An 18,269-nucleotide genomic window follows, 5' to 3' on the forward strand; every position below is an offset into this window, starting at 1 on the left:
ATGCCGACCCGGAGGGCCGCCCGGCACGCGGTTATGCTCCGTATGACCGCCTGTGACGGGGAGGCGAAGCCATGACGGAACGGAAACCACCCGGCGTCAGCTTCGAGAGCTGGATCGATCGGCAGATACGCGAGGCCACCGAGCGGGGCCTGTTCGACGACCTGCCCGGCGCGGGGAAGCCCCTCCCCGACCAGGGCAAGCCGTACGACGAGATGTGGTGGATCAAGCAGAAGCTCCGCGAGGAGAACCTGTCCATGCCGCTGCCCGGCACGCTGGCCCTGCGCAAGGAGGCCGAGGAGTCCCTGGCGGCCGCGGCGGGCGCGAGGAGGGAGGCCGAGGTCCGCCGGATCGTCGCGGAGATCAACGAGAAGATCGTCGAAGGCACCAGGAAGGCGATGTCGGGGCCGCCGCTCAACCTGGCGCCCTTCGACGTGGAGAAGGTCGTACACGACTGGCGCGAGCGGCGGCCCGCGGAGACCCCGCCCGCGGCTCCGCCACGGGAGCAGCGCCCGGAGAGGAAGCGCTCCTGGTTCCGGCGGCGGCGCGGAACGAGCTGACCCCGCCCCGTGGGTCTTCAGTGTGCGGGCGGCAGCGCGCGCCGGCCGAAGGCGACGCCGCCGATCAGCAGCACCGCCCCCGGCAACACGCCGCTGACGAACGGCACCCAGGCGACGGCGGCCGTCGACGCCAGGACGAGACCGGCGGCCCCGAGCAGGGTGAGAAGCGCACCGGGGACGGCGATGCTCCGGTCCCTCCAGATCGGCGCGAGCGCGACGAAGTGCACGCCGACCACGAACGCCACCCAGGCCACGTTGGCCTGTTCGGGGCGTCCCCAGGCGGCCAGCATCCGGAGCCCGCCGAAGAGCAGCACCGCCTCCGCCGCCACGACGACCAGGTAGCCCCGGCCGAACATGGCCGGCCGCCGTCCCTCGGCCGGCCGCCGTCCCTCGGCGGGCCGTCCCCTACGGGCGGCGACGAACCACATGGCGAGAACGCTCGCCGCGGCCAGGCAGGCCGCCAGTCGCAGGAGGTACACGACCACGTCGCTCAGCGGGGGCCCCGCGTTGACGAGGACGAAAACGGCGCCGAAGGTCGCGCCGATCAGCAATCCGGTCATTCGTTGCACGCGTTCATTGAAACCGGCGCGGGGGCGCCTCCGCATGGGGGCCAGGACGAGGCCGAGGTAGGCCTGGGACTACCGTGCCGCACCGCGCAAGTAGGCGAGCACCGCCAGCACCCGCCTGTTGTCGTCCTCGGTCGCGGTGCAGGTCGCCCCCGCCGTGCAGCTCCCTGAGCATCGCCGCCTTGCGGGGGTCGTCCAGCACGCGAACCGGCCGTGCGCTCCGCCGATCATGAGGCGACGGCCTTCCCGCGCCTTTACAGTGTAGATTTTCAAGCGGTTCCGTACGCGGCGCGGGCGGGCGACGCCCGATCGAAGCATGCGGCGATGCCCGCCCCTGATGAGACGAATGCCGCGAAGTATGCTCAACGACGGTTGATCAACGCGCGACGACGGGAGCGGCCATGGAGGAAAGCAGCGAGTTCGTGGAGATAACGTCGGCGGCCGAGCTTCGCGAGCTGCTGGGCGACCCCATGCCGAGGGCGGTCGCCAAGGAGCGCGTGACGCTGCACGAACGCGACCGCGAGTGGCTGGCGGCCTCGCCGTTCTGCCTGGTCGCGACCGCGGGCGCGGACGGGGCCTGCGACGTCTCCCCCAAGGGCGACCCGGCGGGGTTCACGATCGTCCTGGACGACGCCACGATCGCGATCCCGGAGCGGCCCGGCAACCGGAGGGCCGACGGCTTCCTGAACGTGCTGGCCAACCCGTACGTCGGCCTCATCTACCTGGTCCCGGGCCGGAACGAGACGCTGCGGATCAACGGCAGGGCCCGTCTGGTCCGCGAGGCCCCGTTCTTCGACCGGATGGTCGTCAAGGGGCACCGGCCGAGCCTGGCCCTCGTCGTCGAGATCGAGCAGATCTTCTTCCACTGCGGCAAGGCGTTCCTCCGCTCGGAGCTGTGGAAGCCCGAGACGTGGAACCCCGACGCGCTGCCGTCGCACGCCAGCATCGTCAAGAGCGTCCAGCCCACGGAGGAGACGCTGGAGGAGCTGGAGCGCTACTACGGCGAGTCCTACTCCAAGCGGCTCTACCAGCCGGCCCCTCGCCACACCGCCTGACCGCCGGCGCCCGGCCCGGGCCCGGTGAGCACCCGGCGGACCAGCCGCACACCGGAGCCCCCGCACGCTCGCCGTGTCCCCGCACGGACCGGCGGGCGGGGGCGTTTATCGAGTGGACACCGGATGCGGCCCTGTGAATGATCGGCGCATGACACGCACCGACATGCCCTCGTCGTTCGACGAGCGCACCATGCTGACGACCTTCCTCGACTACGCCCGCGCCACCGTCCACGCGAAGTGCGAGGGGCTCTCGGACGAGGACGCCCGCAAGGCCCCGCTCCCCGGCTCCCCGCTCATGACGATCTCCGGCCTGGTCAGCCATCTGCACTGGGTGGAGTACTCCTGGATGCAGGTCGTGTTCCTCGGCGAGGAGGACGAGGGGCCGTGGACGCGCGAGGACCCCGACCGCGAGATGCGGATCGGCCCCGACTTCCCCCTGGCGGAGCTGCTGGCCGACTACGAGGCCCAGTGCGACCGCTACCGCGAGCTGGTGGCGTCCCACGATCTCGGCACGCTCGCGAAGCGCAAGATCCGGGGCGGCAAGGAGGTGGAGCTGCGCTGGATCATCATGCATCTGATCGAGGAGACCGCCCGCCACAACGGGCACATCGACATCCTCAGGGAGATGGCCGACGGCGTCACCGGCGACTGAGCCGCGTCCGAACCGTCCGCCCCCGTACGTCCCGCCGCGGGGTCACGTCGTGCCGCGGACCACCAGACGCGTGGGGAGGACGACGGGGGTCGTGTGGCGGCCGTCGAGACGGGACAGGAGCAGGCGGGCCAGGGCCATGGCCTGGTCGGCGGCGGGCACCCGGACGGTGGTGAGCGGCGGGGTCGTGCAGGAGGCGGCGTGGATGTCGTCGAAGCCCACGATCGCCAGGTCCTCCGGCACCCGCAGCCCCGCCTCGCGCGCCGCCTCGAGCGCGCCGATCGCCAGCTCGTCGGAGGTGGCGAACACGGCGTTCAGGCCGGGATGGCCGGAAAGGAGCTCGCGGGCCGCCGTGACGCCCGACGCCCGGTCCGGGCCGGCGAGCGCGATCGCCGGCCGCAGTCCGTCCTCGTGCAGCGTGGCCAGGTGCCCGGCGAGGCGGTCCTGCACGGCGACGAGGTCCATGGGCCCGCAGATCACGCCGACGCGGCGGCGTCCCCGGTCGAGGAGATGCCGGGTCGCGGCCTTCGCGCCGCCCGTGTTGTCCACGTCCACGTACGGCACGAGGGAGGCGACGGCGGGCCGGCCGAGCAGCACGATCGGCACACCGGTGCGGGCGAGCCGCTCGGCCAGCGTGTCGGGACCGTCCGGAGGGACGAGGACGACCCCGTCCACCTGCCTCGCCTCCACGTGCCGGATGATGCGCCGGTGGCTCTCGGCCGTGTCGGCGAGCATCAGCGTGATCTGCTTGCCCGCCCCCTCCAGGACGCCGGCGACGTACCGGACGACGGCGGAGATCAGCGGGTCGCCGCCGTGCCGCGGGACGGACAGGACGAGCGCGACCGAGTCGGTCCGCCGGGTGACGAGGCTTCTCGCGGCGGCGTTCGGCACGTAGCCCAGCTCCTGGACGGCGCGCATCACGACGGCGCGCGCCTCGGGGCTGACCGACCCCTCGCCGTTGACGACCCGCGAGACGGTGGCCCGGGAGACGCCCGCGCGCGCGGCGACGGTCTCGAGGGTCGGCCGTTTCGGAGGCTCCGCGCCGAGCCCGTTGCGCTTGATGACGTCGCGGTACCACAGCGCGCTGTCCTTGAGCAGCCGCCGCTGCGTGGTGAAGTCGACGTGGACGATGCCGAACTTGCGCCGGTAGCCGTCCGCCCACTCGACGCAGTCGAGCAGCGACCACAGCAGGTAGCCGCGGACCCGGGCGCCCTCGTCGAGCGAGGTCTCCAGGGCGCGCAGGTGCTCCTCGACGAAGCTCATCCGGTCGACGTCGTGGATGCCGTCGCCGGCCACGACGTCGACGAAGTCGGCGCCGTTCTCGGTGATCATCAGCTCGGTCTCGGGGTACTCCTCTGACAGGCGCCGCAGGACCAGCGAGAGGCCGCTCGGCATGATGGGCCAGCCCATCGCGGTGACGGCCGTGGGCACGCTGCAGAACAGCACGCCCTCGCTGCCCGGGAACGCCGGGTCGGCCGGCGCGCTGGGCTGCGCCTGCACGGCGAGGGGCGTGTAGTAGTTGACGCCGAGCAGGTCGACGGGCCGGCCGATGAGGTCGAGGTCACCGTCGTGGATGTGGCCGAGCCCCGCGGCCTTCTCGACCAGGGGCAGCAGGTCGGCGGGGTAGCGGCCGCGCAGCACCGGATCCAGGAACTGCCGGTTGTGCAGGGCGTCGATCCTCGCCACCGCCTCGGCGTCCTCCTCCGGGAGGTCGACGGACATGTCGCCGAGCTGCGCGGGGGTGAGGACGGGCGAGAGGTTCAACACGACGCCGACCTTCGCGGCGCCCCGCGCGCGCAGCGCCTCCAGGCTCATCCCGTGCGCGAGCAGCATGTGGTGGGCGCTGACGAAGGCGTCGGACGCCGACTGCCGGCCGGGCGCGTGCACTCCCGAGGCGTGCCCGAGGAAGGCGGCCACCCACGGCTCGTTGAACGTGAACCAGGTGTCCACGCGGTCGCCGATCCTGTCGTACACGACGCGGGCGTAGTCGGCGAAGTGGCGGGCCGTGTCGCGCGAGACCCACCCTCCGCCGTCCTGGAGCGCCTGCGGCAGGTCCCAGTGGTACAGCGTGGCGTACGGGGCGATGCCCGCACGCAGCAACTCGTCCACGAGCCTGTCGTAGAAGTCGAGCCCCGGGCCGTTGACCCGGCCGCGCCCCTCCGGCAACACCCGCGACCAGCTCACCGAGAACCGGTACGCGGCGATGCCCAGGTCCCGCATCAGCCGGACGTCTTCCGCGTAGCGCCGGTAGTGATCGCAGGCCGGGTCGCCGTTCCCTCCGCCCCCGAAGGCGTCCCAGATGGAGGGTCCCCGCCCGTCGTGGTCGGTGGCGCCCTCGATCTGGAACGCGGACGTGGACACTCCCCAGACGAACCCCTCTGGGAACGAAGCGGTGCGCATCTACGCGAAACCCTCCAGCGACTCGATGAACGCCCAGTCTGCCACCACGGGCGCCGGAACGCCGTCGGAGAGAGCGCGCGGCCGGGAAGCCGACGGGCCGTCGCGCGTCAGACGGCGACGCGGCGGCGTACGGCGGCGGAGAGAAGGTCGACGCCGACGACGAGCACGAGCACGATCAGCAGGTGCGTGGCCATCTGGTCGAACCGGAAGAGCTTGATCGACTGGTTGACCAGGAAGCCGATCCCCCCGGCGCCGACGAGCCCGAGCACCAGGGACGAGCGCACGTTGACGTCGAACCGGTACAGCAGCAGCCCGACGAACTGCGGCACGACCGCGGGCAGGATCGCGTGCGCCACGACCTGGACGCCGTTCGCGCCGTTGGTGCGCAGCGCGTCGCGCGGCCCGAGGTCGATCTCCTCCATCGCCTCCGACCAGAGCTTCCCCATGACGCCGGTGTTGTGGAAGATCAGCGCGAGCACCCCGGCGAACGGCCCCAGCCCGACGGCGGTCACGAAGATCAGCGCGAAGACGACGTCCGGCACGGCCCGCAGGAACGACAGCAGCGACCTGGCCGCCTGGTAGACCCATCTGTTCGGCGCGGTGGTCCGGGCGCCGAGGACGGCGAGGACGAGCGCGAACGGCACCGAGAACGTCGTCCCGAGCAGGCCGATGTACAGCGTGACGAGCGCCGCCCGGATCCCGGCGCCCAGCACGGGCCAGGACAGGTCAGGGGGGATCGCCTCGCCGGCGAAGTCGGCCATCCCGCGCCAGCCCCGCACCAGGTCGGCCGGGGAGAACCCGGTCCCCTGCCAGGCCAGGACGTGCAGCACGACGAGCACGGTGACGACGGCCGCCCCGGCCGCCGAGGGCGACCTGCGGCCGGAGGCGGCGGGCACGCGTGTGCCGGTGGTCATGGCGCCGCCTCCCCGGTGGCGTAGAGGTCGTCGAGGTCGCGGTCCGACAGGTGTCCGGGCGAGGTGTCGAAGGCGAGCCGGCCGCGCGCGAGGCCCACGACCCGGTCCGCGTAGCGCCGCGCCAGCTCCGGCTGGTGCAGTACGGCGGCGACGGCGAGGCCCTGCTCCCGGGCCAGCTCGGACAGCAGCTCCAGGACCTGCGCGGCGGCGGCCGGATCCAGGGCGGCGACGGGCTCGTCCGCCAGGACGATGTCGGCGCGCTGGCACAGCGCGCGGGCGATCGCGACGCGCTGCTGCTGTCCGCCGGACAGCCTGCCCACCACGTCGCCCGCCCGGTCGGCGAGCCCGACGCGGCGCAGGCACTCCATCGCCTCCTCCCGCAGCTCGCGCGGGAACAGGGCGGGGGTGAGGGACCGGCGCAGCGGCAGCCGTCCGAGCGCCCCGGCGCAGACGTTGTCGAGCACGCCGCGCCGCTGGACCAGGTGGATCTTCTGGAAGATCATGGCGGCCCGGCTGCGCCGCCGGGCGAGCTCGCGCCCGGACAGCCCGACGATCTCCTCGCCGTGCAGGCGGATCGACCCTCCGTCGGGCCGCTCCAGTCCGACCACGCAGCGCAGGGCGGTGGACTTGCCCGAACCGTTCGCGCCCAGCACCGCGACCAGCCGTCCGGCGGTGATCCGCAGGTCGAGCCCGGCGAGCACGGTGCGGCCGGGGAAGGACTTGCGCAGCCCGGAGATGGAGAGCGGCGGCGCGGCCTCGGGGGACGGAGACCTGTCGGCGAGGGCGGTGCCGCCCGCTGAACGTCCCGGCGACACGCTCATACGTCCTTCTCGGTCAGGCCGAGCGCGGCGGCCAGGTCGAACAGCGGCCGGTAGGTGTCCCGGGTCACCTCGGCGAGCGGGCCGGGCGGGTCGACGTCGAGGAACGCGCCGACCTTGGCGACGTCGCCGGGTTCGAGACCGAGCAGGGCGTCCTTGAGCGCGGTGCGGAAGGCCGGGTCGAGGGTGCCGGCGACGGTGATCGGGTCGTTCGGGATCGGGTCGGACGTCCAGATCCTCCGGTATCCGGCGGGGTCGAACGTGCCCGCGGCCTGCGCGGCGGCGAGTTGCTGGCTGTTGATCTCGGCCGCGTCCACCTTGCCGTTGGTCAGCGCGAGCAGCGCCTCGGGGTGCCCGCCCGCGTAGTTGATCTTCACGTCGGCCTCGGCGACGCCGGCCTGCTTGAGGGCGTACCGGGGCAGCGCGTCGCCGGAGGTGGATCCGGTGCCTCCGAGGGCGAGGGTGCGGCCCTTCAGGTCGGCGACGGACGTGATCGGCGAGTCCTTCGGCACCCAGATCCCCGCCGTGTACGTGGTCAGCCGGCCGGAGGAGTCGGCGAAGGAGACGAGCGCCTGGGCGCCGGCCTTCTCGCTGGCGAAGACGTACCCGAGCGGCCCGAACTGCGCGATGTCGAGCTTGCCGTTGCGCATGGCGAGCACCTCGGCGGAGTAGTCGTCGACGACCTGCAGCTCGACCGGGCAGTTCAGCTTCTTCTCCAGCGCCGAGGCGAGCACCTCGTAGGCGGGCTTGAGCTTGGCCGGGTCCTCGTACGGCTCGATGCCGAACCGGATCCTGCCGTCCGGGCAGGTGGCGGACGCGGACCCGGCGGTGAACCCGGCGGATCCGGCGGCCGCGTCCGTGCCCGTGCCGCCGCAGGCGGCGAGAGCGAGACAGAGGGACGAGACCGCCGCGACGAACATGATCGGCCGCTTGGCGCGCATCTGAGTCTCCTTCGACTTCTTCTACGGATAAGGGGGACGGGATCAGGCGAGCAGGTCGTCGAGGACGCGCGGGGCGAGTCCCAGCGCGGTCGTCATGCCGACGCCGGAGGTGACCGCGACCACCCGCACGCCGGGGGCGGGGGCCTCGACGAGGAAGTCGTGCTCGGGGGCGGCGGCGTAGACGCCGCGCCACCGTTCGACCACCTTCAGCGGGCCCGTGCCGAGCAGCCGGGCCGCCTGGTCCAGCACCGCCTCGTCGAGGGCCTCGGTGCTGAACGGGTCGAGCGTCCGGCCGTACAGGTGCGTGTCGCCGAGGGTGAGGTCGCCGTCCGGCCGCTGGGTGAGCATGAGGTTGAGCCCGGCGGCGACCAGGTCGGGGTGGTCGGCCTCCAGGCGGGCGCGGACGGCGGGCAGGGACGGGCAGCCCCCGAAGCCCCGGTAGCGCAGCAGCGAGAAGCCGCTGAAGACGGCCGGGTCGACGGCGCGGCCCAGGGGGGCGCGCACCCGCACCATCTGCAGGGCGCAGCGGACCACGCCCGCCTCGTCGGCCAGGTCCGGGAAGTGCCGGTCGACGTCGTGGCCGACGGCCAGCACGACCGCGCCGGCCGTCACGTCCCCCCGGCCGGTGCGGACGAGGCCCGGCTCGATCGTCAGGGCGGCGGTCCCCCAGAGGAAGCGCACGCCCCGGCCCGCCAGCCAGGCGGCGAGGGCGTGGACGGCCTCGCGGGGATCGACCCGGATGTCCAGCGGGAGCCAGGCGCCCGCGACGGCGTCCTCGCCGACCGGCACCCGGGCCTCGACGCCGGCGCGGTCGAGCAGCCTCACCTGGTCGCCGCGGCGCTCGCGGAACTCCTCGAGCACGGCGCGCTCGTCGTCGGCGCGGGCGACCACCACGGTGCCGCACTCGCGCAGCCAGAAGCCGGCCTCCTTCGCCAGCCGGACCCAGGCGTCGCGGGCGGCGAGCGCGTAGTCGAGGGCCGGGCCGTCCTGCGCGGTGAAGCATCCGTGGCCGAAGTTCCGCACCGAGGCTCCGACGGCGTGATCGTCCCGTTCGACGACCACGACGGACAGGCCGCGGCGCACGGCGTCCACGGCGTGGGCGAGGCCGACGATCCCGGCGCCGACGATGACGACGTCGGTGCGTTCCCGTGGCCTCGCGAGCAGCGGTGCACTTGTCATGACAAGCAAGGTGGCCGACCCGTCCGGCGGCCGTCAACACGTCCGAGCGAGTTGTCGCGACCTGTTCGCCTGCTATTAACCTCGCAGGTCAAAGCGATTTTCGAAGAGATCGCAGCCGCTTGCGGCACCCGGGTCGAGATGTATAGTCAACTGCCGTGGAGCAGGCTATTCATCAGCGCATCGCCGACGACCTGCGCCGCCGCATCGCGGGCGGCGAGTTCCCCGTCGGGGCGGCCCTGCCGTCGGAGTCCCAACTGTGCGAGCAGTGGTCGGTCTCGCGCGGCCCGGTACGGCAGGCCCTGAGCGCGCTGCGCGCCGAGGGGCTCGTCGGCGGGGGCCGCGGGCGGCCGCCGGTCGTGCGCACCGGCCAGGTGCCGCAACCGTTCGAGACGTTCCTGTCGTTCTCGCTCTGGGCGCGCGGCCTCGGCCGCACGCCGGGGCAGCGCACGGTGGAGATCGCGCGGCGGCCGGCGCGGCCCGAGGTGGCCGACGCGCTGGCGATCGACGAGGGCGACCCGGTCGTCGAGCTGCTGCGGCTGCGCCTGTTGGACGGGCGGCCGACGATGGTCGAGCGCACCGCGTTCGTCGAGCCGGTGGGCCGCCTGCTCTTCGACTTCGACACCGACTCGGGGTCGGTCTACGCCTACCTCGCGGAGCGGGGGGTCGATCTCTCCGTCGCCCGGCACGTCTTCGACGCGGTCGCCGCCGACGGGACGGACGGCGAACTGCTCGGCGTACCGCCGGGCGCGCCCCTGCTGCGCGAGCGCCGCAGGGCCGGCAGCGCCGCGGGCGAGCCGTACGAGTACTCCGACGACCGGTACCGGCCCGACGTCGTCACCTTCACGATCGAGAACGCCCAGGAGGCCCGTCCCTCGGTCGGCCGCGCCTGCCGCCCGGGCGTGGGCGAGACGAACGCACCCACTGACGAGGAGACCCCATGACGATCGAACTCGTGGTCCTGGACATGGCCGGCACGACCGTGGACGAGTACGGAGCCGTGTACGAGGCCCTGGCCGAGGCGGTCACCGCCGCCGGAGGCCGCCCCACGGAGCCGGACGTCCAGCGCTGGATGGGCGCGAGCAAGCGTGAGGCGATCACGCGCCTGCTCGCCGAGAGCACCGGACGCGACCCGGACGAGGCGACCGTCGACGCCGCGTTCGCCGACTTCCGGGCCCGGCTCGACAAGGCGTACCGCGACCGCCCGCCCGCTCCCCTGCCCGGCGTCCCCGAGGCCCTGAAGCGGATCCGGGCAGCCGGGATCAAGGTGGCGCTGACGACCGGTTTCGACCGCGAGGTCACCGCCGCGCTGCTCGCCACCCTCGGCTGGCGCGTCGCGTCCGGCGCGGGCACGGCGGCCTCCGGCGACGCGGCGGACGGCGCGGTTGTGGCCGACCCGGTGGTGGTCGACCCGGTGGTGGCCGACCCGGTGGTGAGCGGCTCCGTGGTGATCGATGCCGTGGCCTGCGTGGACGACGTGCCCGCGGGCCGCCCGGCGCCGTACATGATCTTCCGGGTGATGGAGGCGACCGGCGTGCGGGACGTGGCGCGGGTCGCGGTGGCGGGCGACACCGTGCGCGACCTCCAGGCCGGGACGAACGCGGGCGCCGGCCTGGTCGTCGGCGTGCTGACCGGGAAGCTGGACGCCGTCGGCCTCGGCGCTGAGCGGCACACCCACCTGCTGCCGGGCGTCGCCGACCTGCCCGGCCTGCTCGGCCTGCCCGCCCGGTAGGGGCACGGCCGCCCGGTGAAGCGGCCGGCGGGCGGCCGTGGGTCCAGGCGCTGTTCGGCCAGACGCTTGTTCGTGCGGGCGGCATGATGGGCCGGGCAGCATGGTGGATCGAGCGGCCGCTCACCCGGGCGGCATGGTGGATCGAGCGGCCGCTCATCCGGGCGGCCGTTCGCTGGGGCGGCTATTTGTCCGGAGTTGAGGCGCGGGAGCGGATGCCGGTGATCCGGCGGAGGACGTCCCACCAGAAGGGGGCGCCGAACAGCAGCGCGACCAGGGTGACCAGGAAGCCGGGCCAGTGGGACGGGGACGACACCCGGCTCCACCAGTCGCCCCCGCGCCACGACCAGGACGGCCCGGCCTCGGCCTCGGCGGACATCTCCACCCCCACCGGCGCGTGCGTGAAGATCCGCGCGAACGCGGGTGTGCTCAGCACCTCGGTCACGCAGGTGTAGGTGTCCTCCCCCGGCGCGCAGCGCTCCTTCAGCGGGGCCAGCGCGTCCGGGCCGGACTGGGCGAACGCCGCGACCGAGCTGCGGTAGGCGCTGTCGTTCAGCAGCGACTTGCCGTACTCCAGGGCGTCCATGCCGAAGAGCACCGTGACGAGGAGGCTGAGCACGGCGATCACCCAGCGGACGTATCTCCGGTAGAGGACGGTGAGCCGCTGCATCTCGCCGTCGAACCAGTCCTCGACCCCCTTGCGGAACGCCTCGGCGTCGTGGGAGGCGCGGTCCCACACCGCCTTCAGCGGCCGGTAGAGCGGGCTCCCGAGCGTGTCGAGCTCGTGCATCAGCCGCTCGACGCCGCCCATGTCGCCGGCGATCTCCAGCAGCGCGACGGCGAAGCGGACCGGGGGGATCTGGGCGATGCCGGTCCTGCCGCGCGCCGAGTGGTCGATCTCCTGCAGCCGCTCGTGGAGGAGGTCGGCCATGGTCCTGCCCTGTCCCGGCGCGGCGGTCCCGGCCTCCGCCCGGGTCTCGTCGGCGAGCGGCGGGCTCTCCACGGGAGCGGGCCGCGCGGTGAAGGCCGGGCGGGGATCCCGGCCGAAGGGCAGCTTCGCGAACACCCCGAGCACGGTCGCGGGCAGCCGGGAGCGTCCCTCGCCCGGCGGCGGGAGCAGGTCGGCCAGCCGGTCGCACAACCAGCGCCCGACCCTCTTCAACCGGTCGAGCACGCGCACCAGGAACCGCAGCGCGGCCGGAACCCGGTCCGCGACCTCCGCGCCGTCGAGGGTGTCGCGCAGGTACGCCCACAGGAACTTGCCGCGGATGCCGAGCAGCCGGACGATGCCCTCGTTGATGCCGCTGACCAGCAGCGACAGCAGCAGGAAGGCGAGCACCAGGCCGAGGGCGAGGTCGGTGTAGTACGAGATCATGGAGATCACCGCGAATCTGCGCGTGGAGGTCCCGTGCGCCGGGGCCGGGGATCCACGTGGGGGATGCCGACCGCACCGTTGATACACCGCGGCGCCCGGCGACGGCAACGGAATCGGCACATCGAGTCCCCGCGGCCCCGGTCGACGGCCCGACCCTCGCGCGCCCCCTCACGACAGGCTGGGACACGCCACGTCGAGCCCCGCGTCCCTCCTCGTGGCTCAGTCCTCGTAGAAGACGCGCTCCACGACCGCCCGGGCCCGGCGGGTGACGCGGCGGTAGTCCTCGATGAAGTCCTCGGAACCGTCGGGCGGGTAGCCGAGCGCCCAGGCGATCAGCGCCCGCTCCTTGACCGCCGTGGGGATCGTGTCCGCGGCCCGGCCCCTGACCAGCATGACGGCGTCCCTGATGCGTGAGACGAACCGCCACGCCCGCTCAAGCACCGCCTCGTCCTCGGAGGCCAGCAGCCCCTCGGCCACGGCCGCGCGCAGGGCGTCGAGCGTCCTGGTCGTGCGCAGCGCCGGCACGGCTCCCGCGTGGCGGAGTTGGACGAGCTGCGCGACCCACTCCACGTCGGAGAGCCCGCCGCGGCCCAGCTTGGTGTGCAGGGCCGGGTCGGCGCCGCGCGGCAGCCGTTCGGCCTCCATCCGGGCCTTCAGCTTGCGGATCTCCCGTACGGCGTCGCCGGGAATGCCGCCCTCGGGGTACCGGATCGGGTCGATCATGTCGATGAACTCGGCGCCGAGCCCGGCGTCCCCCGCGCAGAACCGGGCGCGCAGCAGCGCCTGCGCCTCCCAGTGGGACGACCAGCGGCCGTAGTACGCCCGGTAGGAGGCGATCGTCCGGACCAGCGGCCCCTGCCTGCCCTCGGGCCGCAGCCCGGCGTCCACGAGCAGCGGCGGATCGGGGGCCTGGAGGGCGAGCAGCCTGCGCAGCTCCTCGGCGACGGCGTGGGCGGCGTCCGTGGCGTCCCGGTCGGCCGCCCCCGGCAGCGGGGCGTGCACGAACATCACGTCGGCGTCGCTCGCGTAGGAGCTCTCCAGGCCGCCCAGGCGGCCCATCGCGATCACGGCGATCCGGGTGGGCAGCGGTCCGCGCCGCTCCACGCTCACCTTGTTGACGGCCGCGTCGAGCGCGGCCTGGACGGTCACGTCGTTCAGCGCGGAGAGCGCCTGCCCGACGCCCTCGATGTCGATCAGCCCGGCCAGGTCGGCGCACGCCGTGCGCAGCAGCTCGCGGCGGCGCAGCGCGCGTACCGCGGCGACGGCGGTCTCGGCGTCCCCGCCGTGCCGGGCGACCGCCGCGGCGGCCTCGGCCGCGAGCGCGGAGGCGGGCGGTACGGCGAGGGCGTCGTCGGAGCCGAGGATCGCGACGGCCTCGGGCGCGTGCAGCAGCAGCCCGGTCACGTAGCGGCTGGTCCCGAGCAGGCGGGCGAGCCGCTCGGCGACGGCGGTCTCGTCGCGCAGCAGCCGCAGGTACCACGGTGTCGCCCCGAGCCGGTCGCTGATCTGGCGGAACCCGAGCAGGCCGGCGTCCGGGTCCGGCGCGTCGGCGAACCAGCCGAGCATGACGGGCAGCAGCGTGCGCTGGATCGCCGCGCGGCGGGAGACGCCGCTGGTGAGGGCGGCGATGTGCCGCAGCGCGCCCTCGGCGTCGGCGTATCCGAGCGCCTCCAGCCGGGCCGTGGCCGCGGCCGCGGACAGCCGGGTCTCGGTCCCGGGCAGCCGGGCGACGGCCTGCAGCAGCGGCCGGTAGAACAGCTTCTCGTGCAGCCGCCGCGCCTCGAGCGCGTGCCGCCGCCAGGTGGCGGTGAACCGGCCGACGGGATCGCCCGTCAGGCCGAGGCCCCGCCCGATCCTGCGCAGGTCGGCGGTCTCCGACGGCACCACGTGCGTACGGCGCAGCCGGTGAAGCTGGATCAGGTGCTCGACCCGGCGCAGGAACGTGTACGCCTCGGCGAGCGACCTGGCGTCCTCCCGCCCGACGTACCCGCCCCGGGACAGGGCGGCGAGCGCGGACAGCGTGGCGCGGCGGCGCAGCAGCGGGTCGCGCCGCCCGTGGACGAGCTGGAGGAGCTGGACGGCGAACTCGATGTCGCGCAGCCCGCCCGGTCCGAGCTTGAGCTGCCGCTCGGCGTCGCCGGCCCTGACCTGCGCCTCCACGCGCCGCCGCATCGCCTGCACGTCCTCGACGAAGTTCTCCCGGGCGGCGGCCTGCCAGACCAGCTCGTCGACGGCGGCGACGTACTCCCGGCCGAGCTCCTGGTCGCCCGCGACCGGCCTGGCCTTGAGCAGCGCCTGGAACTCCCAGGTCTTCGCCCACCGCCGGTAGTACACGAGGTGGCTGTCGAGCGTGCGGACCAGGGGGCCCATCCTGCCTTCGGGGCGCAGTCCGGCGTCGACCTCCCACAGCGCGCCCTCGGGGGTGCTCTCGGAGCAGGCGCGCATCATCGCCTGGGCCAGCCTGGTCGCGGCCCGCAGCGCCTTCGTCTCGTCGGCGCCCGGCCGCGGCTCCGCCACGAAGATCACATCGACGTCGGAGATGTAGTTGAGCTCCCTGGCGCCGCACTTGCCCATGCCGATGACGGCGAGCCGCACGTCGCCGGCGTCCGGGACCTCGGCGCGGGCGATGACGAGGGCGGCGTCGAGCGCGGCGGCGGCGAGGTCGGACAGCTCGGCGGCGGTCTCGGCGAACGCCGACTCGCCCATCGCGTCACGGGCCGCCAGGTGGAGCAGCCTGCCGCGGTACGCGACGCGGAGCGCGTCCAGCGCCGCCCGGCGGTCCCCCGGGAAGGCCGCGACCGCGTCGACCAGTTCCTCGCGCGGATCTCGTCCGGTGTGCCCGGCCCCGGCCGCGAACCCGCTCTCCGGTTCGATGGCCGGCTCCGTTCGCGCGCCGTTCGCCGCGCCGTGCGAGCGCTCCTCCAGGAGGCGCAGGTGCTCCGGGTGCCGTACGACATGGTCGCCGAGCGCGGCGCTCAGGCCGAGGACGCGCAGCAGGCGGGCGCGCAGGGCGGGGTCCGCGCGCAGCGTCCCGAGCACGCCCGGGTCGCGCTCGGCCAGGCGGGTGAGCGAGGTGAGCGCGAGGTCGGGGTCGGCGGTCGCGAGGAGGTCGCCGAGCAGGCCGACGTCGCCCGCCGCCTCCGTGCCGAGCCCGTCCAGCAGCCGCCCGGCCCTGGCCCCGTCGGCGAATCCGAGCCTGGCCAGTCGCCCGGCCGTGGTCTGCATCCGGGAGTCGGCGTTCACCGTGCCCTCTTCCAGCCTTCCAGCTCGATGTCGGGTGCCCTCCACGGCAACGGTACACAGGGCGGGGAAGGGCCCGTCGCGGAGATCGGTCCCGGCGCGGCGGACGCCGTCAGCGGCGCCCGCGCCCCTCCCGGTGCTCGCGTACGAGGCCGGCGAACGCCTCGGCCAGCGGACGCCACGCGGCCCGGAGCGCGGGCTCGGCCTCCTTCACCTCGCGGTCCAGCTCGGCCACGTCGTGGTCGGCCAGGTCGCCCGCGGCGGTCCAGCTCGCGAAGATCTCCGGCGTCGCCTCGGGGTGGAACTGCACCGCCCAGGCCGAGTCGCCGAGCCGGTACGCCTGGTTCGGATAGCGCGACCCGGTCGCCAGGCGCACCGCGCCCGGAGGCAGCGCGGTCATCGCGTCGTAGTGGTACTGCACGGCCCGCGGCTCCGCCGCCGCCGCGGCCACCGGGCCGAACAGGCGGTCGTCCGCCGCCTCGGGCAGCAGCTCGACGGAGCCGAGCCCGATCTCCAGGCCGTTCGAGCCGCGCTCGACGGCGCCGCCGCACGCGATCGTCATGAGCTGCGCGCCGAGGCAGACGCCCAGCGTCGGGACGCCGCTCCGCACCGCTCCGGCGATGAGCGCGCGGGTGTCCGGCAACCACGCGCACCCGTCGTCGTCCCAGGCCGAGGGCGATCCGCCGAGCACGACGAGCCCGGCCCCGGGGTCGGACGGGACGGCCTCTCCCCTGTGCGGCCGGACGACCTCGTACTCGATGCCCGCGTCCTCCAGCCATTCCGCGAAGAACCCCAGGCCCGCGTGGGCCTCATGCTCCACCACGACGACACGCTCGCTCATGCCGACGAGCATAAAGGGGGAGAAATTACACGTCTGTCACTGGACGTACCTTTTGTGAGGCCGCTGCCGTACAGTGCCGGGCAACGGCAGCGGAAAGATCGTTCATCCCAGGAGGAGCCGATGCGGTTCGACGAGGTCACGGTCCCGGGCGGCAGGCTGCGCATCGCGACGTTCGGCGCTGGGCCGCGTCTGATCATCGCGGCGCACGGCATCACCGCCTCTCTCATGGCCTGGCGCGCGGTGGGCGAGGCGCTTCCCGCCGGATGGTCGCTGGTCGCCGTGGACCTGCGCGGGCGCGGCCACAGCGCCGACGTGCCCGGGCCGTACGGGCTGCCCCGGCACGCCGACGACCTCGACCTCGTCGCCGAGCACGTCGGCGCGGACGAGTCCTCGGTGCTCACCGGCCACTCGATGGGCGCGTACGTCGCGGCGCTGCACGGCGCGCGGCGCGCGTACGCGAGGGTCGTCATGGTCGACGGCGGGCTCCCGCTGCCGATGCCGCCGGGTGCCGATCCGGACGCGGTGCTCGAGGCCACGCTCGGGCCCGCCATCGCGCGGCTGAGCCAGACCTATCCGAGCGTGGACGACTACGTCCGCTTCTTCCAGGCGCACCCCGCGTTCGCCGGCGACTGGTCCCCGGCCGTCGAGGAGTACGTGCGGTACGACGCGGCCGGCTCCGACGGCGCGGTGCGGCCCCGCGCCCAGGAGGACGCCGTACGGCAGGACGGCCGCTGGCTGCTGACCGGGGCGGAGGAGATCGGCCGGGCGCTGGAGAAGATCACGTCGCCGCTCGGCCTGCTGCGCGCGCCGCGCGGCCTCCTCGACCAGCCGGTGGGGATGCTGCCCGACGACCTGGCCGCGCACTGGACCGCGCGGCTTCCCGGACTCCGGGACGAGGTGGTCGAGGACTGCAACCACTACACGATCGTCTTCGACGACCGCTGCGTTCGCACGGTCGTCGACCGCCTCACCGCCGACTGATCCCGGCCGGACGGACGCACGGCGAGGAACCGGCCCGCCCCGACGGGGCGGGCCCGGTCCCGCGCGCCGGGCGGCGGATCACCGTTCCCCGACGCGCGGCGGCCCGTGGCCGCGCCCGCTCTCGCGGGGGCCACGGGCCGCCGGATGTCGCCGGACGCCCTGCGGGCTCAGCCGCGCGGAACGATCCAGGTGGCCTTCGCGGCCGCCACCAGCGTGCCGTCGACCTCGTAGACGGCGCTCTCGCCGAAGAGCTTGCGCCCGTCGCGCCCGGAGACCCGGCCGACGACGGAGTACCGGCCGAGGGGGTAGACCCGGCGGAACACCTGCGCGGTCAAACGGCCGAGGAGCGCGGACCGGCCCGGCTCGGGCTGCGCGTCCGCGGGCGCGTCCGGGCCGCCGAAGTGCGCCCAGAAGGTCACGCAGTCGAGCGCGGACCAGACGATCGAGTCGGGGACGACGCCGTCCTCGTCGGTCACGTTGACCGGGACCCGCCAGCCCGCCGCGACCGCGCCCGCCTCCGGCACCGGGCCGGGGAAGATGCGCAGGCCGTCGCCCGGCTCGCGCAGCCCGCACGCGAAGCACCCGGCGATCGCGTGCCCGCGCAGCCCCGCGAACCCGGCCTCGGCCCGCGCCGCGTCCGTGAACGCCACGAACGGGGGCGGGGTCAGCGTCTCGGCGACCGGGATGGCCTCGGCGAGGTGCCGCTCGCCGTCGCCGAGGGCGAGGGTGTTGCCGACCTGCGCGACCGCGAGCCCCGTCTCCAGCGGGACGGGTTTATGGAGGGTGACCTCGACGGCCGAGCCGTCGCCCGAGCCGGTCAGCAGGCCGGCCAGTGTGCCCGAGATCCACCCGCCGTTGGCGGTCCCCTCGGGCCCCCGGAAACGCTCCGGAACGGTCAGAACGGTCTGCAGCCCGGCAGCCGTCGTCATGCAACACCCTCCAACGTCACGCCTGATTACGGCCCATCCGCAACAGTCGTAACTAACCATCCGATTTTACGCTTCTCCGCTTGAGAGAAGTTAAACAG

General features: G+C 74.2%; 16 protein-coding genes. 6 read left to right on the forward strand and 10 right to left on the reverse strand.

Annotated features, from left to right (window positions below; genetic code table 11):
* Window positions 1-71: 71 nt before the first annotated feature.
* Complete coding sequence (locus AWQ70_RS30460; protein WP_067183672.1) at window positions 72-557, forward strand: DnaJ family domain-containing protein; 486 nt, start codon at window positions 72-74, stop codon at window positions 555-557.
* Between the two features lie 17 nt (window positions 558-574).
* On the opposite strand, the gene AWQ70_RS30465 is transcribed toward AWQ70_RS30460, so the two are convergent.
* Window positions 575-1,126 carry a hypothetical protein gene (locus tag AWQ70_RS30465; RefSeq protein ID WP_218004718.1) on the reverse strand — a complete coding sequence of 184 codons (552 nt, stop codon included), beginning with the start codon at window positions 1,124-1,126 and terminating at the stop codon, window positions 575-577.
* 398 nt (window positions 1,127-1,524) lie between these two features.
* Between AWQ70_RS30465 and AWQ70_RS30470 the strand changes: the two genes are divergently transcribed.
* Both AWQ70_RS30470 and AWQ70_RS30475 read left to right on the forward strand, forming a co-directional pair.
* Complete coding sequence (locus AWQ70_RS30470) at window positions 1,525-2,178, forward strand: pyridoxamine 5'-phosphate oxidase family protein (protein WP_067183677.1); 654 nt, start codon at window positions 1,525-1,527, stop codon at window positions 2,176-2,178.
* Window positions 2,179-2,326: 148 nt separating this feature from the next.
* Window positions 2,327-2,830, forward strand: a complete 504-nt coding sequence (locus AWQ70_RS30475) for a DinB family protein (protein WP_067183679.1) — start codon at window positions 2,327-2,329, stop codon at window positions 2,828-2,830.
* A gap of 42 nt (window positions 2,831-2,872) precedes the next feature.
* Here AWQ70_RS30475 and AWQ70_RS42280 read toward each other — a convergent pair whose 3' ends face one another.
* The 5 genes from AWQ70_RS42280 to AWQ70_RS30500 all read right to left on the reverse strand — a co-directional run bounded on the left by AWQ70_RS42280 (window position 2,873) and on the right by AWQ70_RS30500 (window position 9,079).
* Window positions 2,873-5,227, reverse strand: a complete 2,355-nt coding sequence (locus tag AWQ70_RS42280; RefSeq protein WP_067183681.1) for a GH1 family beta-glucosidase — start codon at window positions 5,225-5,227, stop codon at window positions 2,873-2,875.
* Window positions 5,228-5,334: 107 nt separating this feature from the next.
* On the reverse strand, window positions 5,335-6,141 hold the full coding sequence (gene phnE / locus AWQ70_RS30485) for a phosphonate ABC transporter, permease protein PhnE (RefSeq protein WP_067183684.1): 807 nt from the start codon (window positions 6,139-6,141) through the stop codon (window positions 5,335-5,337).
* Complete coding sequence (locus tag AWQ70_RS30490; RefSeq protein ID WP_084517980.1) at window positions 6,138-6,962, reverse strand: phosphonate ABC transporter ATP-binding protein; 825 nt, start codon at window positions 6,960-6,962, stop codon at window positions 6,138-6,140. Before AWQ70_RS30490 ends, phnE begins: the two co-directional genes overlap by 4 nt.
* Window positions 6,959-7,900, reverse strand: a complete 942-nt coding sequence (locus AWQ70_RS30495) for a phosphate/phosphite/phosphonate ABC transporter substrate-binding protein (RefSeq protein ID WP_067183687.1) — start codon at window positions 7,898-7,900, stop codon at window positions 6,959-6,961. Before AWQ70_RS30495 ends, AWQ70_RS30490 begins: the two co-directional genes overlap by 4 nt.
* 42 nt (window positions 7,901-7,942) lie before the next feature.
* Window positions 7,943-9,079 (reverse strand): TIGR03364 family FAD-dependent oxidoreductase, encoded by a 1,137-nt coding sequence (locus tag AWQ70_RS30500; RefSeq protein ID WP_067183690.1) that lies wholly within the window; start codon window positions 9,077-9,079, stop codon window positions 7,943-7,945.
* Window positions 9,080-9,234: 155 nt separating this feature from the next.
* Between AWQ70_RS30500 and AWQ70_RS30505 the strand changes: the two genes are divergently transcribed.
* Window positions 9,235-10,020: a GntR family transcriptional regulator gene (locus AWQ70_RS30505; RefSeq protein WP_067183693.1), complete on the forward strand. Its 786-nt coding sequence runs from the start codon at window positions 9,235-9,237 to the stop codon at window positions 10,018-10,020.
* Window positions 10,017-10,808: an HAD family hydrolase gene (locus AWQ70_RS30510; protein WP_067183697.1), complete on the forward strand. Its 792-nt coding sequence runs from the start codon at window positions 10,017-10,019 to the stop codon at window positions 10,806-10,808. Before AWQ70_RS30505 ends, AWQ70_RS30510 begins: the two co-directional genes overlap by 4 nt.
* A gap of 181 nt (window positions 10,809-10,989) precedes the next feature.
* Here the strand turns inward: AWQ70_RS30510 and AWQ70_RS30515 are convergent, their stop codons facing one another.
* The 3 genes from AWQ70_RS30515 to AWQ70_RS30525 form a co-directional block, all read right to left on the reverse strand.
* A complete protein-coding gene (locus tag AWQ70_RS30515; protein ID WP_067183699.1) occupies window positions 10,990-12,180 on the reverse strand; it encodes a hypothetical protein in 1,191 nt (396 codons plus the stop codon).
* 219 nt (window positions 12,181-12,399) lie between these two features.
* A complete protein-coding gene (locus AWQ70_RS30520; protein WP_067183830.1) occupies window positions 12,400-15,405 on the reverse strand; it encodes a bifunctional [glutamine synthetase] adenylyltransferase/[glutamine synthetase]-adenylyl-L-tyrosine phosphorylase in 3,006 nt (1,001 codons plus the stop codon).
* A gap of 127 nt (window positions 15,406-15,532) precedes the next feature.
* Complete coding sequence (locus AWQ70_RS30525; protein WP_084517984.1) at window positions 15,533-16,261, reverse strand: type 1 glutamine amidotransferase; 729 nt, start codon at window positions 16,259-16,261, stop codon at window positions 15,533-15,535.
* 120 nt (window positions 16,262-16,381) lie between these two features.
* Between AWQ70_RS30525 and AWQ70_RS30530 the strand changes: the two genes are divergently transcribed.
* Complete coding sequence (locus tag AWQ70_RS30530; RefSeq protein ID WP_067183704.1) at window positions 16,382-17,242, forward strand: alpha/beta hydrolase; 861 nt, start codon at window positions 16,382-16,384, stop codon at window positions 17,240-17,242.
* 167 nt (window positions 17,243-17,409) lie between these two features.
* Here AWQ70_RS30530 and AWQ70_RS30535 read toward each other — a convergent pair whose 3' ends face one another.
* Window positions 17,410-18,171: a hypothetical protein gene (locus AWQ70_RS30535; RefSeq protein ID WP_067183708.1), complete on the reverse strand. Its 762-nt coding sequence runs from the start codon at window positions 18,169-18,171 to the stop codon at window positions 17,410-17,412.
* Window positions 18,172-18,269 lie beyond the last annotated feature (98 nt).

The sequence above is a fragment of the Microtetraspora niveoalba genome (genome assembly GCF_001570405.1).
GTDB lineage: Bacteria > Actinomycetota > Actinomycetes > Streptosporangiales > Streptosporangiaceae > Microtetraspora > Microtetraspora niveoalba.

Coding starts and splice junctions, on each gene's coding strand:
- AWQ70_RS30530 (WP_067183704.1), top strand. CDS start 16,382: ATGCGGTTCGACGAGGTCACGGTCCCGGGCGGCAGGCTGCGCATCGCG.
- AWQ70_RS30515 (WP_067183699.1), bottom strand. CDS start 12,180: ATGATCTCGTACTACACCGACCTCGCCCTCGGCCTGGTGCTCGCCTTC.
- AWQ70_RS42280 (WP_067183681.1), bottom strand. CDS start 5,227: ATGCGCACCGCTTCGTTCCCAGAGGGGTTCGTCTGGGGAGTGTCCACG.
- AWQ70_RS30495 (WP_067183687.1), bottom strand. CDS start 7,900: ATGCGCGCCAAGCGGCCGATCATGTTCGTCGCGGCGGTCTCGTCCCTC.
- AWQ70_RS30535 (WP_067183708.1), bottom strand. CDS start 18,171: ATGACGACGGCTGCCGGGCTGCAGACCGTTCTGACCGTTCCGGAGCGT.
- AWQ70_RS30490 (WP_084517980.1), bottom strand. CDS start 6,962: ATGAGCGTGTCGCCGGGACGTTCAGCGGGCGGCACCGCCCTCGCCGAC.
- AWQ70_RS30510 (WP_067183697.1), top strand. CDS start 10,017: ATGACGATCGAACTCGTGGTCCTGGACATGGCCGGCACGACCGTGGAC.
- phnE (WP_067183684.1), bottom strand. CDS start 6,141: ATGACCACCGGCACACGCGTGCCCGCCGCCTCCGGCCGCAGGTCGCCC.
- AWQ70_RS30500 (WP_067183690.1), bottom strand. CDS start 9,079: ATGACAAGTGCACCGCTGCTCGCGAGGCCACGGGAACGCACCGACGTC.
- AWQ70_RS30470 (WP_067183677.1), top strand. CDS start 1,525: ATGGAGGAAAGCAGCGAGTTCGTGGAGATAACGTCGGCGGCCGAGCTT.
- AWQ70_RS30525 (WP_084517984.1), bottom strand. CDS start 16,261: ATGAGCGAGCGTGTCGTCGTGGTGGAGCATGAGGCCCACGCGGGCCTG.
- AWQ70_RS30520 (WP_067183830.1), bottom strand. CDS start 15,405: ATGCAGACCACGGCCGGGCGACTGGCCAGGCTCGGATTCGCCGACGGG.
- AWQ70_RS30475 (WP_067183679.1), top strand. CDS start 2,327: ATGACACGCACCGACATGCCCTCGTCGTTCGACGAGCGCACCATGCTG.
- AWQ70_RS30460 (WP_067183672.1), top strand. CDS start 72: ATGACGGAACGGAAACCACCCGGCGTCAGCTTCGAGAGCTGGATCGAT.